Genomic DNA, 15,528 nt, shown 5'->3' with positions numbered 1-15,528 from the left:
ATTTTGATCTTGGTTCCGAAAAACGAAAGCGTTCCGCCGGCCGTGGGGCCTGAAGCCACGGCCGGCGGAACGGGACCCGGGACGGATCAGCGCGCGTAGAACTCGACGACCAACTGCTCGTCGCACAGCACCGGGATCTCGGTGCGAGCGGGGCTGCGCAGAACGGTGGTCTTGAGCTCGTCCAGCGAGGTCGACAGGTACGGCGCGGTGGGGCCGTCCACGTGCGCGCCGGTCGCCGCCACCTGGAACGGCGGCTTCACGCGGCTGCGCTCGCGGACCTCGATGATCTGGCCCTCCTTCAGCCGGTACGACGGCCGGTCGACCTTCTTGCCGTCCACGGTGAAGTGGCCGTGGGCGACAAGCTGGCGGGCCTGGTAGATCGTCCGGGCCATGCCCGCGCGGTGCACGGTGGCGTCGAGACGGCTCTCCAGGATCTGCAGCAGGTTCTCGCCGGTGCGACCCTGCTTGCGCACGGCGTCGTCGAACGCGCGCCGGAGCTGGGTCTCGGAGATGTTGTACTGGTGCCGCAGCCGCTGCTTCTCCAGCAGCCGGACCTGGTAGTCCGACGGCTTCTTACGGGACCGCCCGTGCACGCCCGGCGGGTACGGCCGCTTCTCGAAGTACTTGACGCACTTGCGGGTCAGCGGCATGCCGAGGGCACGGGAAATGCGGACCTTGGGTCTGGCTTGGTTCACGTGATGCGCTCCCAGAGGTGGTTTGTCCGCGGACCCGGGGGCTGATTGGCTTCCCGGGCCGAGTAAGTTAGCCTTCCCTTACTAAGGCAAGCCTAACGTAAGTCGGAGGGACCAGAACATGCACCCCAGCCCCGCCGAGGTCGCCCGAACGCTGGCCGCCGGTCGGCTGCCCGGCAGCGCGACGATCGCCTGCCGTCCCGGCCCGCACCCCGTCCGGCACGTCACCGACGGCGCAGGCCGGGTGCTCATGCTCAGCCGCCGCGACGGCACGCTCACCGAGGCGCTGATCCCGACGGACGGCGCGGACGACACCGCGATGGTGCTCGACGTGACGGACGTGCCCCCGGTCGCCGGCGCGCCGTCGCTGGGCCGCGCCTGGATCGCCGGCTGGGCCGTCGCGCTCACCGGCGAGGAGGCGCGCGAGGCCGCGATCGAGTTCGCCGCCGTCGACCCGACGGGTGACCTGCTCGACGTGTCCGGCGAGTTCGTGCTGCACCGGCTGGACGTGGCCGAGGTCCGCCTGGAGCGCGGCGGCGTGACCATCGAGGTCGACCCGGACGAGTACGCGGAGGCCGAGCCGGACCCGCTGCACGCCATCGAGTGGGACCTGCTCAGCGACCTCGCCGACCACCACGAGCCCGAGGTCACCGTCTTCCTGAAGGCCCAGCTGGACAAGGCCGGCATGCCCTACGACGGCCGTGAGCCGCGCGTGGTGCGGATGGACCGGTACGGCATGCTCGTCGACATCGGCGCGGCCAAGGCGGTCCGGCTCGCCTACGCCCACCCGGTCGCGGACCGCGCGGAGCTGGCCCGCCTGCTGCACCCGGTGCTCTGCCCGCGCTGCTCGGCGGACTCGGCCTCGTCACACGCCGCTTAGGTCACCGGTCAGATAGCGCTGCACGGTCGGGCCCATCGCGGCCGCGATCGCCTCCGGCGAGGTCGACGCGAGCGGCTCCAGCCGGATCACGTACCGCATCATGATCAGGCCACCGATCTGCGACGCGATCAGGCCCGACCGCAGCGGCGCCTCCTCGGGATCCACCTTGAGCTCCGTCATCGCGCGGCGCAGGACCTGCGTGGTGATGAACTCGCGGAACAGGCGCGCGGTCCAGTCGTTCGTGACCGCGGACCGGATCAGCGCCACGCCCGCCTTCCCGGCCGGGCCGTCCCACACGCGCAGGATCATCCGGATCATCCGCTCGCCCACGCCGTCGAGGCCGCCGGCCAGCACGTCCGGCAGCAGCTGGGCCGGGTCGATCGGCGCCTCCATCGCGGCCAGGAACAGCTGGTCCTTGGTGCCGAAATAGTGGTGCACCAGCGCCGGATCGACCTCGGCCGCGGACGCGATCGCGCGGATCGACGCCTTGTCGAAGCCCCGTTCCGCGAAGGCCGACCGTGCCGCGCCGAGAATCGCCTCCCGGGTGTCCGGATTACCCGGCCTGCGCCCGGACCGTCCTGCCATGTGCGGAGCTCCCTTGATCTATGCGGTGTGCCCCTCCATGGTCCGTCATGCGGTCCGGCGACGCAGGGTCGCGGCCGCCAGCATCAGCGCCAGCAGGCTCGCCACGCAGACCACGGCCAGGTCACGCCACATCGTGCCGGTCGGATCCGGATGCGCGCCGACCTCCTGCAGCGCCTCGACCGCGTAGGACATCGGCATCACGTCGCTGACCGCGCCCAGCCAGCCGGCCATCGCGTCCCGCTCCACGAACAGGCCGCACAGCAGCAGCTGCGGCGCCACCACGACCGGCATGAACTGCACGGCCTGGAACTCGGTCCGCGCGAACGCGCTGCAGAACAGGCCCAGCGCCACGCCCAGCACCGCGTCGGCCACCGCGATCAGCACGACCAGCGCGGTGTTCCCGGCCGTTTCCAGACCCATCAGGAGGTACGCCGCGGCGGTGGCGACCGCGGCCTGCACGGTCGCGGCCAGGCCGAACGCGATGCCGTAGCCGAACAGCAGGTCCAGCCGGCCCAGCGGCGTGGTCAGCAGGCGCTCCAGCGTGCCCGAGGTGCGCTCGCGCAACATCGCGATGCTGGTCACCAGGAACATCACCACGAACGGGAAGATGCCCAGCATGGTCAGCGCGACCCGGTCGAACGCGCGGGGCTGTCCGTCGTACATGAAGTAGAGCAGCGCCAGCAATGCGGTGGGGACGACCACCAACAGCGCCACGGTACGGCGATCGTGGCGCAGCTGACGCAGGATTCTCAGGGCCGTCGCGATGATCATGCGTGCGCCTCCGTCCGGATCAGCTCCAGGAACGCCTGCTCCAGGTCGTCCTGCCGGGTGGCCGCGCGGATCGCCGCCGGCGTGTCGTCCGCGATCAGGCGGCCCTCGCGGATCAGCAGCAGCCGGTCGCAGCGGCCGGCCTCGTCCATCACGTGGCTGGAGACCAGCAGCGTCACACCCTCCGCGGCCAGCGCGTGGAATCTCGCCCACAGGTCGACGCGCAGCACCGGGTCCAGGCCCACGGTCGGCTCGTCCAGCACCAGCAGGTCCGGGCGGCCGACCAGCGCGCACGCCAGCGAGGCCCGGTTGCGCTGCCCGCCGGAGAGGCTGCCGACGAGCTGGTGTGCCGCGTCCTCCAGCCCCACGGCGGTGACCGCCTTGTCCGCCTCCGGCTTCGGCAGGCCGTGCAGGGCGGCGAAGTAACGCGCGTTCTCCCGGACGGTCAGGTCGGCGTAGACGCTCGGCGCCTGCGTCATGTACCCGATCCGGCGGCGCAGGGGTTTGCTGCCGGCGGGCTCGCCCAGGACCGTGACGGTGCCGCTGCGGACCAGCTGGACGCCGACGACGGCACGCATCAGCGTGGTCTTGCCGGAACCGGACGGGCCGAGCAGGCCGGTGACCTGGCCGCGGGGGATGGTGCAGGACAGGCCGTGCAGGACGTGCTTTCTGCCGCGGGCGACGACGAGGTCGTCGATCTCGATGGCGGTCTCCATGGCCGTACCCCCTCGTGGGGTGTGTAATTCAACGGGTGTTGAAATGCACGGTAGACCTGCGCGTCCCTCCTGGCAACGCCGAAACGCCCCCGGCGGCGTGACCGCGGGGGCGCTTCGGGGTCCTGGCTTTTCCCAGGGCTTTCGGGCTTCAGAGGGCGAGAATGCGGTCCAGGAACTCGCGGTAGCGGCGCATCGCGATCCGCATGCTCTCGGTGTCCGGCGTGGCGTTCGTCTTGTGCGGGTCCAGGCCGGCCTGCTCCGCCAGCAGCGAGTCGGCCAGGTCGTGCACCGCGTTCGCGCACACGGTCTGCGCCTGCGCCAGCGCGCCCACCGGGTCGTCCACGAACTGCGCCTTGATCTCATGCCACTGCTGCCGGAACGGCGCCGCCGCCTCGTCCGTCCACACCGAGATCGGCGTCTCCACGACGTCCCCGGGGCGCAGCTGCGGCGCGTCCGGGTCGTCCTTCTCGGTGGTCCGGTCGTCGTCGCGGTCCAGATTCGTGCTCAGCAGAGTCACGTCGTCATCCCCATAATCCTCGTCGTCATCACGTGCACGATCGTCGAACGGTACGGGCCGGGCGGGCTCGTGGGTGGGCTCGTGGGCCGGCTCGTGGGTGGGCTCGGGCTCGAGGGCATCAGGCTCGGGCTCGGGATCGGTGTTCGCGTCGGTCGGGCCGAGGTCGTGTTCGTCCATGGCTGCCATGGCGGCCTCGGTGGTGCCGGCCCATCCGCCGGTGACCGGCGGTTCGACCGGGGTGCGTGCCCATGTCGTCCGTGCGGAGTCCCGCTCGTCATCGTCCGCATCATGTGCGTCGTGCGGGTCGGCGGCCTGGGAGGCTGACTCCAGCTCGTCCGGTGGCGCCTCGGTGGCGGGCACATTCCCGTGGGCCGGCGTGCCTGTTTCGCTCTCCTGCGCGGCTGCTTCCGTTTCCTGCGGGTCCGGTTGCACGACCGATGCGGCGGCTGCGGTCACGTCCGCATCGTGCGCGACCGCGGTCGGCGTCTCCGCGGTCGGTGTCTCCGCGGTCGGTGTTTCCGCGGTCGGCGTTTCCGCGAGGTCCGTTTCTGCGATCCGGGCAGGATCCGTGTCGTATATGTCTGGTGGGTTCGGGTCTGTACCTGGTGTGTCGGTGGTGGCAGCGTTTACGAGCTGCGTGTCTGCCCAGGCCGGCTTCGCGTCCAGTGTCGGCTCCGCGTTGTCGGTGGCTGCGAGTGCCGGCTCCGCGTCCTGCACTTCGGCGAAGACCTCTTCTGCTGCGGACGGTTCTGCAGAGGCCGGATCTCCGTCGCGGTGGAACTCGCCATGCACGACGTCGCCCTGTGCGGCGGTGGCGGCGAGCGAGTCCACATGTTGCGTGCCTGCGGAATCTGCTTCGGTGTCGTGCTCAGCCACCCGCGTCGCGTCGGTGTCGTATGCGGCGGCGCCAGCCGACCTCGCCTCCTCCATGCTCACGAGGTCATGCTCTGTGAGCTGCGCCGATCCGTGATCCGGCTCTGTGGCCCGCGCCGATCCGTGATCCGGCTCTGTGAGCTGCGCCGATCCGGGGTCGGGCTCTGTGGGCTGCGTCGATCCGCGGGCTGGCTCTGTGAGCTGTGGATCTGGGGCGTTCGGTGCCGTGATCTCGGCGACGGCGGGTTCCGGTTCCATGACCTGTGCGTTCGCGAGGTGCGACTCCGTGAGTTGCTCGGCTGCCGCGTCCGGTTCCGTGATCGGTGTGTCCGTGGCGGTGGGGAGTTCGACGTCCGCGCTCGTATCGGTCGCGGTCTCCGCCTGCGCGTCCGTCGTCGGCACGGGGATGCGTCGCTTGGCCGGCGATGCCGGCGTGTAGACGATGCTGCCGGCCTTCCGGGCTCCCGAGCGAAGCGCGGCCACGGCCGCACCGATCTCGGCACTTCGCTCGGAGGAGAGGCTCACCCCACCCGACGCCGCCGGACGAATGGCCGCGGGCCCGGGTTCGGCCGGATTCCGCTCCCCGGCAGGCGCCGCAGCCGCCGTCGGCAAACCGGTGGCCACCTCGGAGCCGGCGCTGGCTTCCGAGCCGACGCTGGCTTGCGGGCCGGGGCTGGCGGCTTCCGAGCCGACAGTGACCGCAGAGCCGGCTGGCGCTTCAGAACTGGGTGCGTCCCCGGTGTCGGCTGCTGCTTCCGTCCAGGGGCCGGCTGCGGCCAGAGCGCCCCTTTCGCCCAGGCCGTCGTGTTCCTGTTGCTCGCGCTGAGCGTCTTGCTCGCGCAGGGCGTCTTGCTCGCGCAGGGCGTCGGCCGTGGCCTCGGCGGACAACGTCGTTTCGTTTCGATCCCGGGTGGTGTCCGTGGCGAGGGTGTGGGCGCCGGTACGTTCCCGCAGCGCCTCCGCGATCGCCGCGATGACCTCGACCGGTGTCTCGTCGTCCCGATGAAGGTCTTCGGCGGGATCCGCCCGCCGGCGACCCGCGCGTGTCGGCCGCGCATCGTGATCGGCAGCCGGCCGCGCGTCGGTCTGCTCGGCGAACGCGCCTGCCTCGTCCCGGTCGGCCGGAAGATGGAAAGGCTGCAGGCGGGTCGCATTGACCCACACCGGAGCCGGGTGTTCAGTCCCGGAACCGCTCATGTCGGCGTCGGGATCCAGTTCCGCGTCCAGTTCCGGACCCGCCTGGATGCCGGCAGCCTCGTCTGCCTCGCCGTCCGCGATCCACGACGTCGTGCTCCCGGTCGCCGCTTCGTCGCCTGCCGTCAGCGTGGTGGACTCAGCCGGCCCGGCTTCCACCGGCTGATCGGCTTCCGCGATGCGATCGATTCCCGCGTCCGACTCAGCCGCTGCCATCTGGCCGGCCTCCGCGATCGGCCCGTCTTCGATGGCCGGTCGATTTCCGGCAGCGGACGATTCGACCGTGACCGGTGTGGTGTCCGCGTTCGCGTCTGGTCCGGAATACGTCGTTTGTATGTTTTCTGAGCGGGGGCTGGCGCCCGGTGCGGCTCCCGCGGCTGCCTCCAACTCGATGCCGGGCGGCAGTGGGCCCAGCGCCATGTCGAAGCCCGGCGTTGATGCCACCCTCGTGATCAACTCGCCGTCAGCAGACAACTCGTTCCCCACCGCCAGATCGGCGTCCGCTCGTCCGGCCTCTGCTCGTCCGGCGTCCGCCAGATCGGCGTGTGCTTGCCCGGGGTTCGCCAGATCGGCATCCGTCCGCCCGGGGGCCGTCCGCCCGGCGTCCGCCAGGTTCGCTTCCGCTAGATCGGCTTCCGTCATATCGGTGGCGGCCGTCGAGTCGGTGCGTGGGGTCGGTGCGGCCTCCACGGGTAGGTCGTTCTCCGCTACCTGTGCACTTTCCGCGAGCGGTTGCGGACCCTCCGTGAGCGGCGCCGTCTTTGCCGGGGCGTCGCTCGTCGCCGGCACGGCCGCTGTGGCCGGCTGGAAGACCTCAAGATGAATCTCCACCGGCGGCCTGGTCCTGGCGGTGGTCGTCGCTGCGCCGTCGGGACCGGCATCCGCCGCTCCCAGCGGCGGCAGCGCTTCACCGTCAGCGGATGAAGCCCCAGAATTCTCCGCCTGACCATGACGGGCCACTCCGTCATGGCTGTCTGCCCGGCGGAAGGAGTTCGCCTGGTCGGCGGCGTCCGTCAGGGAGTGTGCGCCGGCCTGACCCGGGACTTGATCATCTTCCTGCATTCGGACCGCTGCCAGGTCCTGCGGCCGGGTCTGTTCCTCGGAATCCGTCGGGTAGCGATCGTCGTACTGGTCGCCCCGGTCCGACTGTCGGCGGCGGTCCACCCGAGTGGCGTCGTCCACCCGGGTGGCGTCGTCCGTGCGGGCGGCGTCGTCCGCGTGAGTGGTGCCGACCACCCGAGTGACGTCGACCGTGCGGGCGGCGTCGTCGTCCATGCGGGCGGTGCCGTCCACAGGAGTGGCGTCGTCCGTGAGAGCGGCGTCGTCCGCACCGCCGTGGCGGGTCGATCGGCTCTCGCCGGTCGTCGCGCGGTGGCGGTCGGCCTCGGCATCGTCGATGCGGGCCGGATGGTCCCCGTCGAGGACGTCGTCGCTGGGCGACGGTCCCTCCGCACCGGACTGCACCGGTGGCTCGGTGGCGGGCCCGGCGGCGGTCTCGTCCGGAACCGGCTGCCAGGTGCGCTGCGGCCCGCGCGCCGGGCCGGCATCCGTGCCGATCAGATCCGTGTCGGTGTCAGTACCGCGGGATTGTGCCGGTACATCGGTGCGGACTGTCTCGCCCGTTCGTACTGGTGCAACGGTGAGCGCGGAAGGAGGCAAATCCGCGTCCCCCGAGTCGTCCGGCGCGGTGCGGGGAGCGACGGGCCAGCCTGCGGCCTGGGGATCCTCGTCGATGCGCGGCGCGTAAGGGCTGTTGAGGTCGTGTGCGGGCAGGGGTGCCGGATCGGTTACCGGTGTCGATCCGCCGAACGGGGACCACGGGCTCCGCGCGGTGTCCGGGATGGACGGAATCTCCGGGATGAACGGCTTGCCGCCCCACGGCTCCTGAGCCGGCCGGTCCGGGCTCGGGGCCGGCGGCGCGAACGCCGCACCCTCCGATGCCGGTCCTCTGTTCTGTGCGGTGCTCTGTACCGGTACGGACGGACCGGCGGCGCCGTTACCACCGGCGGGAACCCCGGGCCCGGGAGCACCACCCTGGCTCGGCACGAATCGCCTGGTCCCCGGCCGGACGCCCGGCGTGATGGGCTGCAGCCCGCCGAGGTTCCGGCCGGCCTCACCCGGCTGCGTCACCGGGCTTCGATCGGCAGTGTCTCTCCCCGTGTGCTCCCCGGGATCGGCGAGATCGACCGGACCGGCGGGCTCTGCCTGCGCACTCAGCGGCGCGAACTCGGCCGGAGGCTTCGGCGCCGCGCCCGGCCCACCGCGGGCCTCCGGTACCGGCAGCCCCATCGCCCTGGTCGCATCCGGGTCGTCGGGAACGAAGGCCCCCATCGCCGTGGTCGCCTCGGGATCGTCCGGAACAAGGGCCGTGGTCGCCTCCGGATCGTCCGGCGCCGCGGCTTCGGACCCGCCTGCGCCCTGCACCCCCAGCGCCCTGGTCGCGCCCGGATCGTCGGCCAGGGAGATCGCCTGCGTCGCCTCGGCCGGCGTGTCGCCGAACGTGGATTCGTCCCCCGATGTGGGCCCGGCCGGCTGCACCGGAATCGGACCGGAGCCCGCCGGGTGCAGGTTCGCCGGGGAGAGACCGGACCAGGAGGCGAGGTCGACGACGGAGGAGCGCTGCTCGCGCGGGTCGCCGAACTGCTCGGTCTCCCAATCGTCGTCGTCGCCGTAGTCGTAGAAGCCGTCGCCGCGCCCGATCGGCACCGTCGGCGGCTCGGCCGGAGTGGGCGCCGGCGCCCATGGGCTCGGCGCGCCCCACGGATTGCCCGGCCGGTCGATGAGCTGTGACATGTACGGAGGGAGCGGCGCGTCCGAGGCCTGGGTGGCCTCGGCGCCGTCCTCGAAGAACGCAGCGCTGTCCGCCGCCTGCCGCGGATGCGGAACCGGACGCCCGTGCGCCTGCCAGCCGGGCGTGGCGTCCTCAGGGCCTTCGCCGGCTCCGGAGGGGGGCGTCGGGGGCATGGGGGTTCTCCGTCCGCTCGTGAGGTGAGGCGAACGGTACCCGCCACGCGTGATCGACACAGCACCCCGGAGGGGCCTTTGCGCGGTAAAATGTCTGACTTAATGCGCGGCCGGGCGTTTTCCGACCCCGCTCCCCAGGGCCGATCGGTCACGCTGAGACACCGCACGAAATCCGCCCGCGACACCGCACGAAATCCGCCCGGGGCACCGCAGGAAACCGCCCGCGACGCCCCGGCCACCGCAGCCCGCCGCTCGACTGTGGCGCGCGGAACCCGGCCGGGTCATCGACCGGCCGACGGGATGCGGAAGAATCGAGAACTGTGCCAGACATCAGTGAATCCACACCGCCCGCCGTCCTGGATCCCGCCATCGCCGCGCGCCTGAGCCGTACCCCCGATGGCCTGTTCGCGGCCGTGGTGCGCGAGCACGGCTCCGGCGACGTCCTGATGCTGGCGTGGATGGATGACGAGGCGCTGCGCCGCACGCTGGCGACCGGGCACGCCACCTACTGGTCGCGCAGCCGCGGGGAGTACTGGGTGAAGGGCGAGACCTCCGGTCACCGGCAGTACGTGAAGGCCGCCGCGCTCGACTGTGACGGCGACGCGCTGCTGCTCACGGTCGAGCAGGTCGGCCCGGCCTGCCACACCGGCACCCACAGTTGCTTCACCAACGACCTGACGATCCAGCAGCAGGGAGCCCCCGCATGACGAGCGGCGCCGTTCACCCCGACGAGACCACCTTCCGGGCCGGTATTCGGGACGGCGGCCACCGGGTCGTGCCGGTGACCCGCAAGCTGCTGGCCGACGCGGAGACGCCGGTCGGCGTCTACCGGAAGCTGGCCGGCGGGCCGGGCACGTTCCTGCTGGAGTCCGCGGAGCAGGGCGCGGCCTCGGCCGGCACCGCCTGGTCGCGGTACTCGTTCGTCGGCGTCCGCAGCGCGGCCACGCTGACCGAGCGGGACGGCCGCGCGGTGTGGCTGGGAACGCCCCCGGCGGGCGTGCCGGTCGAGGGTGAGCCGATCGAGGTGCTGCGCGCGACCGTGGAGGCGCTGCGCGGTGAGGCCGGGGAGGGGCTGGCGCCGCTGACCGGCGGCATGGTCGGCTACCTGGCCTACGACCTGATCCGGCGGATCGAGCGACTGCCGGAGCAGGCGGAGGACGATCTGCGGCTGCCGGAGATCGGCATGATGCTGGCGACCGACCTGGTGGTGCTGGACCACTACGAGGGCTCGGCCACGCTGGTGGCGAACGCGATAGTGGGCGAGGACGCGGACGACGCGGAGATCAGCGCCGCCTACCACCAGGCGATCGGCCGGCTGGACGCGATGACGTCCGCGCTGTCCCGCCCGACGCCGCCGATGGTCTCGACCGTGGAGTCGATCCGGAAGGCACCGCCGCTCAGCCGTACCCCCGATGGTGAATATCAGAAGGCCGTGGAGGTGGCGAAGGAGGCGATCCGGGACGGCGAGTGCTTCCAGATCGTGGTGGCGCAGCGGTTCGAGCGCCCGACGACCGCGGACCCGCTCGACGTCTACCGCGTGCTCCGGACCACGAACCCGAGCCCGTACATGTATCTGCTGCGGTTCGACGACTTCGACATCGTGGGCTCCTCGCCGGAGGCGCACCTCAAGGTCAACGGCAAGAAGGCACTGCTTCACCCCATCGCGGGTACGCGTCCGCGCGGCGCCACCCCGGCCGAGGACACCGCGCTCGCCGCGGAGCTGCTGGCCGACCCGAAGGAGCGCGCCGAGCACGTGATGCTGGTCGACCTGGGCCGCAACGACCTGGGCCGGGTGTGCCGTCCGGGCACGGTGCAGGTGCCGGAGTTCGCCACGATCGAGCGGTACAGCCACGTCATGCACATCGTCAGCACGGTGCTGGGCGAGCTGCGCGCGGATCAGACGGCGTTCGACGCGCTGGCCGCCACGTTCCCGGCCGGCACGCTGTCCGGCGCGCCGAAGGTCCGGGCGATGGAGATCATCGAGAGCCTGGAGCCGACGCGCCGCGGCCTGTACGGCGGCACGGTCGGCTACTTCGGCTTCGGCGGCGACATGGACATGGCGATCGCGATCCGGACCGCGCTGCTGCGGAACGGCTACGCCTACGTGGGCGCGGGCGCCGGGATCGTGGCGGACTCGGATCCGGTCTCGGAGGAGCTGGAGACGCGGAACAAGGCCGCGGCGGTGCTCGCCGCGATCGCGGCCGCCGAAACCCTGCGCCCGGCGCGATGAGCACGGCCGCACACCGGAGGGCGTTCACGATCGCGCTGGTGCTCTGCGTGGCCGGCGCGGGCCTGGCGCTCTACGCCGTCACGCGCGTGTGGCTGGTGGAGGTGACCACGCGGGCGGCCCCGTTGCCGCCGGTGCGCGCGGAGCGTACCGGCGGGGATCTGTTGTCCTGGTTGCCGCCGCTGGCCGTGGTGTCGCTGGCCGGCGCGGGTGCGGTGATCGCCACGCGCGGCCTGGTCCGGCGGCTGGTCGGTGCGCTGCTGGCGGTGCTGGGGCTGGCGATCGTGGCCGGCGCCGCCGCGAACCTGTCCGTGGGTGTGTGGCCGGTGCTGACGCTGATCGGCGGCCTGGCCGTGCTCGCGGCCGGTGGCTGGACGGCCGCCCGCGGCCCGGACTGGCCCTCGATGGGTGCCCGCTACGAGCGCCCGGCCCGCGCCGCGCAGGAGCCGCAGCCGGCGATGAACGGTCCGCGCGGCACCCGCCAGGCCTGGGACGCCCTGGACCGCGGCGAGGACCCCACGGGCGAATGACCGAGATCTGCGGGGGTACGGCGTACCCCCGCAGATTTTTGAAAGTTCTTCTAACGGCGCGCGGCGGCGAGCTTTTCCGCGACGCGGCGCATCTCTTCCTGGCGGCGGGCCCGGTCGCGGTCGGCGCAGACGGCCTCCCACGCGTTTCCGCTGGCGGTGCGCACGCGGGCGTGGCCGACGACGGCCCGCTCCACGTTCTCCGCGAGGTCGGACGCGACGGAGCAGACGGTGCGCGTCATCTGAACGAGGCCGTTGGCGCGTTGGGAAGTCATGTGAGTACCCCGCACGGTGGATCTGGCTGACGGGCGCCGGAACGGGCCCGCGGACTAGTGTGCCTGCTCCCCATGCTGCCCGAGGTGTGTTTCCGGTCAATGACCGTGAGGTTGACGATGGTCGTGACGCAAAGTGATCAATGGATGCCCAGGTCGCCGCGATCATGCTGGTGAATGCGGCGTGCGGGGTGATTCCGGACACCCACCGTCACCCCGCACTTACGGGAGGTCCGGCATTATGCCGGAGCCCACCCGGTGAGGCACGCCATACCCCGAGCGTGGCCTGCGGCAGGGCGCGACCTAGCATCGGCCCATGACACCCGGAGAGGGGAGTCCTTGGTGACAGCTGAGCATGGTATTGCGGACAACAGCGGCGGCAGTGTGCTCGACGAGATCCTGGCCGGAGTGCGCGAGGACGTCGAGATCCGGCAGCAGCAGGTCTCTCTGGAGCGACTGAGAGAGCTGTGTGCCGAGGCGCCACCGCCGATCGACGCGTACGCGGCCCTGCGCAAGCCTGGCGTCGGCGTGATCGCCGAGGTCAAGCGCGCGTCCCCGTCCAAGGGGCAACTCGCGGACATCCCGGACCCGGCGGTGCTGGCGCGTGACTACGCGGCAGGCGGCGCCCGGGTGATCAGTGTGCTGACCGAGGGCCGCTGGTTCGGCGGCTCGCTCGACGATCTCGACTCCGTGCGGGCGGCCGTGAACGTGCCGATCCTGCGCAAGGACTTCGTGGTCTCCAGCTATCAGGTGCACGAGGCGCGGGCGCACGGCGCCGACCTGGTGCTGCTGATCGTCGCCGCGCTGGAGCAGAACGCGCTGGTCGGCCTGCTGGAGCGGATCGAGTCGCTGGGCATGACCGCGCTGGTCGAGGTGCACGACGAGGACGAGACGGACCGCGCGCTGGAAGCCGGCGCCCGGGTGATCGGCGTGAACGCGCGCAATCTGCGCACGCTCGAGGTCGACCGCACCGTGTTCGAGCGGATCGCGCCCGGCCTGCCGAACGAGGTCGTCAAGATCGCCGAGTCGGGGGTGCGCGGGCCGCACGACCTGATCCGGTACGCCTCGGCCGGCGCCGACGCGGTGCTGGTCGGCGAGGGTCTGGTGACCCAGAGCAGTCCCCGTGACGCGGTGGCCGCGCTGGTCAACGCCGGCAACCACCCCGCGACGCCGAGGCCGGCCCGATGACCGCGCCGACGCTACCCGGTTATCCGGCTCTGCCGGATATTTCCGGGCACTTCGGGCGGTTCGGCGGGCGGTTCGTGCCGGAGGCGCTGATCGGCGCGCTGGACGAATTGGATGCCGCCTACCGGTCCGCCAAGCAGGACCCGGCGTTCCAGGAGGAGTTCGGTGGCCTGCTGCGCGACTACGCGGGCACGCCGTCACTGCTCTACTCCGCGCGCCGGCTGTCCGAGAAGCTCGGCGCGCGGATCCTGCTCAAGCGCGAGGACCTGAACCACACCGGCGCCCACAAGGTGCGCAACGTGCTCGGCCAGGCGCTGCTCGCCAAGCGGATGGGCAAGAAGCGGGTGATCGCGGAGACCGGCGCCGGCCAGCACGGCGTCGCCTCCGCCACCGCGGCCGCGCTGCTCGACCTCGAGTGCGTGGTCTACATGGGCGAGGTCGACACCGAGCGCCAGGCGCTCAACGTGGCCCGCATGCGCATGCTCGGTGCCACGGTCGTGCCGGTCACGAACGGCTCCCGCACGCTCAAGGACGCGCTGAACGAGGCGCTCCGCGACTGGGTGGCCAGCGTGCAGACCACGCACTACCTGCTGGGCACCGCGGCCGGGCCGGCGCCGTTCCCGGAGATCGTCCGCGACTTCGTGGGCGGCATCGGCATCGAGGCGCGCGCGCAGTGCCTGTCGCAGACCGGCGCGCTGCCGGACGCGGTCGCGGCGTGCGTGGGCGGCGGGTCGAACGCGATCGGCATCTTCCACGCGTTCGTGCCGGACACCGACGTGCGGCTCTACGGCTTCGAGGCCGGTGGCGACGGCGTGGAGACCGGACGGCACGCGGCGTCGATCACCGGCGGCTCGGCCGGCGTGCTGCACGGCGCGCGCACCTACATCCTCCAGGACGAGGACGGGCAGACCGTCGAGTCGCACTCGATCTCGGCCGGCCTGGACTACCCGGGCGTCGGCCCGGAGCACTCCTGGCTGCACGACACCGGGCGCGCGTCCTACACGCCGGTCACGGACCGGGAGGCGATGGACGCGTTCCAGCTGCTCTGCCGGACCGAGGGGATCATCCCGGCGATCGAGAGCGCGCACGCGCTGGCCGGCGCCGTCAAGATCATCCCGGTGTTGCGTGACGAGCTGGGCCGCGAGCCGGTCGTGCTCGTCAACCTGTCCGGCCGCGGCGACAAGGACGTGCACACCGCGGGCGCGTACTTCGGGATCCTGGACCAGAACGAGACGATCGTCCCGGAGGAGAACCTGTGAGCCTCAGCGGCGCGTTCGAGAAGGCCCGCGCCGAGGGGCGGCCGCTGATCGTCGGCTGCATGCCGGCCGGCTTCCCGACGGTCGACGACAGCATCGCGTCGATGGTCGCGATGGTCGAGTCCGGCATCGACGTCATCGAGGTCGAGCTTCCCTACTCCGACCCGGTGATGGACGGGCCGGTCATCCAGAAGGCCAGCGACATCGCGCTCGCGCACGGCGTGCGCACCCGGGACACGTTCCGGATCATCGAGGCGGTCGCGAAGGCGGGCGCGCCGGTGGTGCTGATGACCTACTGGAACCCGGTCGAGCGGTACGGCGTCGACGCGTTCGCGCGCGACCTGTCCGCGGCCGGCGCGACCGGCATGATCACGCCGGACCTGATCCCGGACGAGGCCGACGAGTGGCTGGCCGCCTCCGACGCGTACCGACTGGATCGCACGTTCCTGGTCTCGCCGTCGTCGACGGACGCCCGGCTCGCGATGACGCTCACGCACTGCCGCGGCTGGGTCTACGCCACCGCGCTGATGGGCGTCACCGGCGCCCGCGAGGCCGTCTCCTCGGAGGCGCCGGAGCTGGTCACCCGGATCCGGGCCGCGGACGCGGACATCCCGGTCGGCGTCGGCCTCGGCGTGCGCGACGGCGTCCAGGCGGCCGAGGTGGGCGCCTACGCGGACGCGGTGATCGTGGGCAGCGCGCTCATCCGTCGCGTGCTGGAGGCCCCGGACCGCGCGGCCGGCCTGGCCTCCCTGCGCGACCTGGGCGCCGACCTGGCCAAGGGCGCACGCTCCGTCACCCGCTGATCGTCGCCGGGAGTGGCGCCGATCTGTTTTGTCTGCGGTTTTCCCCGGCCACGGCGGAACTCAGCGACC

At 72.0% G+C, this 15,528-nt stretch carries 13 protein-coding genes; 7 read left to right on the top strand and 6 right to left on the bottom strand.

The window, feature by feature from the left end; genetic code table 11:
- Nucleotides 1-86 precede the first annotated feature (86 nt).
- Complete coding sequence (rpsD, locus tag OP04_RS44360; RefSeq protein WP_033346074.1) at nt 87-695, bottom strand: 30S ribosomal protein S4; 609 nt, start codon at nt 693-695, stop codon at nt 87-89.
- A gap of 118 nt (nt 696-813) precedes the next feature.
- Here rpsD and OP04_RS44355 point away from each other — a divergent pair, with 118 nt between their 5' ends.
- Nucleotides 814-1,572, top strand: coding sequence for a hypothetical protein (locus tag OP04_RS44355; RefSeq protein ID WP_033346073.1), 759 nt, complete (start codon nt 814-816; stop codon nt 1,570-1,572).
- Here the strand turns inward: OP04_RS44355 and OP04_RS44350 are convergent.
- The 4 genes from OP04_RS44350 to OP04_RS50820 form a co-directional block, all read right to left on the bottom strand.
- Complete coding sequence (locus tag OP04_RS44350; protein ID WP_033346072.1) at nt 1,558-2,157, bottom strand: TetR/AcrR family transcriptional regulator; 600 nt, start codon at nt 2,155-2,157, stop codon at nt 1,558-1,560. The genes OP04_RS44355 and OP04_RS44350 overlap by 15 nt on opposite strands.
- A 45-nt stretch (nt 2,158-2,202) precedes the next feature.
- A complete protein-coding gene (locus tag OP04_RS44345) occupies nt 2,203-2,928 on the bottom strand; it encodes an ABC transporter permease (protein WP_033346071.1) in 726 nt (241 codons plus the stop codon).
- Entirely contained in the window at nt 2,925-3,641 is a 717-nt protein-coding gene (locus OP04_RS44340; RefSeq protein WP_033346070.1) for an ABC transporter ATP-binding protein, read from the bottom strand. Before OP04_RS44340 ends, OP04_RS44345 begins: the two co-directional genes overlap by 4 nt.
- Nucleotides 3,642-3,789: 148 nt before the next feature.
- On the bottom strand, nt 3,790-9,189 hold the full coding sequence (locus OP04_RS50820) for a hypothetical protein (protein ID WP_051800005.1): 5,400 nt from the start codon (nt 9,187-9,189) through the stop codon (nt 3,790-3,792).
- 320 nt (nt 9,190-9,509) lie between these two features.
- Here OP04_RS50820 and hisI point away from each other — a divergent pair, with 320 nt between their 5' ends.
- Genes hisI through OP04_RS44310 form a run of 3 tightly spaced genes read left to right on the top strand, consistent with a single transcriptional unit; the run spans nt 9,510 to nt 11,946 of the window.
- Nucleotides 9,510-9,896 (top strand): phosphoribosyl-AMP cyclohydrolase, encoded by a 387-nt coding sequence (gene hisI / locus OP04_RS44320; RefSeq protein WP_033346066.1) that lies wholly within the window; start codon nt 9,510-9,512, stop codon nt 9,894-9,896.
- Nucleotides 9,893-11,419, top strand: a complete 1,527-nt coding sequence (locus tag OP04_RS44315; RefSeq protein ID WP_033346065.1) for an anthranilate synthase component I — start codon at nt 9,893-9,895, stop codon at nt 11,417-11,419. The genes hisI and OP04_RS44315 overlap by 4 nt, the downstream gene beginning before the upstream one ends.
- Nucleotides 11,416-11,946: a Trp biosynthesis-associated membrane protein gene (locus OP04_RS44310; protein WP_033346064.1), complete on the top strand. Its 531-nt coding sequence runs from the start codon at nt 11,416-11,418 to the stop codon at nt 11,944-11,946. The genes OP04_RS44315 and OP04_RS44310 overlap by 4 nt, the downstream gene beginning before the upstream one ends.
- A gap of 50 nt (nt 11,947-11,996) precedes the next feature.
- Here the strand turns inward: OP04_RS44310 and OP04_RS44305 are convergent, their stop codons facing one another.
- Nucleotides 11,997-12,218 carry a hypothetical protein gene (locus OP04_RS44305; RefSeq protein WP_033346063.1) on the bottom strand — a complete coding sequence of 74 codons (222 nt, stop codon included), beginning with the start codon at nt 12,216-12,218 and terminating at the stop codon, nt 11,997-11,999.
- Nucleotides 12,219-12,599: 381 nt separating this feature from the next.
- Between OP04_RS44305 and trpC the strand changes: the two genes are divergently transcribed.
- The 3 genes from trpC to trpA are packed head-to-tail and all read left to right on the top strand — an operon-like array spanning nt 12,600 to nt 15,459.
- A complete protein-coding gene (gene trpC, locus OP04_RS44300) occupies nt 12,600-13,403 on the top strand; it encodes an indole-3-glycerol phosphate synthase TrpC (RefSeq protein WP_033346062.1) in 804 nt (267 codons plus the stop codon).
- Complete coding sequence (trpB, locus tag OP04_RS44295; protein ID WP_033346061.1) at nt 13,400-14,659, top strand: tryptophan synthase subunit beta; 1,260 nt, start codon at nt 13,400-13,402, stop codon at nt 14,657-14,659. Before trpC ends, trpB begins: the two co-directional genes overlap by 4 nt.
- Nucleotides 14,656-15,459 (top strand): tryptophan synthase subunit alpha, encoded by an 804-nt coding sequence (gene trpA / locus OP04_RS44290; protein WP_033346060.1) that lies wholly within the window; start codon nt 14,656-14,658, stop codon nt 15,457-15,459. The genes trpB and trpA overlap by 4 nt, the downstream gene beginning before the upstream one ends.
- The last annotated feature ends 69 nt before the right edge of the window (nt 15,460-15,528 follow it).

The sequence above is a fragment of the Catenuloplanes japonicus genome, assembly GCF_000717135.1.
In the GTDB taxonomy this organism is placed as follows: domain Bacteria; phylum Actinomycetota; class Actinomycetes; order Mycobacteriales; family Micromonosporaceae; genus Catenuloplanes; species Catenuloplanes japonicus.
Note: the sequence above shows the minus strand (reverse complement) of the source record. Positions and strands in the feature narration are given on the sequence as shown.

What these genes read in the sequence shown, in the direction of transcription:
- OP04_RS50820 (WP_051800005.1), bottom strand. Translation starts at nt 9,189, where the DNA reads ATGCCCCCGACGCCCCCCTCCGGAGCCGGCGAAGGCCCTGAGGACGCC.
- OP04_RS44350 (WP_033346072.1), bottom strand. Translation starts at nt 2,157, where the DNA reads ATGGCAGGACGGTCCGGGCGCAGGCCGGGTAATCCGGACACCCGGGAG.
- OP04_RS44305 (WP_033346063.1), bottom strand. Translation starts at nt 12,218, where the DNA reads ATGACTTCCCAACGCGCCAACGGCCTCGTTCAGATGACGCGCACCGTC.
- OP04_RS44340 (WP_033346070.1), bottom strand. Translation starts at nt 3,641, where the DNA reads ATGGAGACCGCCATCGAGATCGACGACCTCGTCGTCGCCCGCGGCAGA.
- OP04_RS44315 (WP_033346065.1), top strand. Translation starts at nt 9,893, where the DNA reads ATGACGAGCGGCGCCGTTCACCCCGACGAGACCACCTTCCGGGCCGGT.
- OP04_RS44355 (WP_033346073.1), top strand. Translation starts at nt 814, where the DNA reads ATGCACCCCAGCCCCGCCGAGGTCGCCCGAACGCTGGCCGCCGGTCGG.
- OP04_RS44310 (WP_033346064.1), top strand. Translation starts at nt 11,416, where the DNA reads ATGAGCACGGCCGCACACCGGAGGGCGTTCACGATCGCGCTGGTGCTC.
- OP04_RS44345 (WP_033346071.1), bottom strand. Translation starts at nt 2,928, where the DNA reads ATGATCATCGCGACGGCCCTGAGAATCCTGCGTCAGCTGCGCCACGAT.
- trpB (WP_033346061.1), top strand. Translation starts at nt 13,400, where the DNA reads ATGACCGCGCCGACGCTACCCGGTTATCCGGCTCTGCCGGATATTTCC.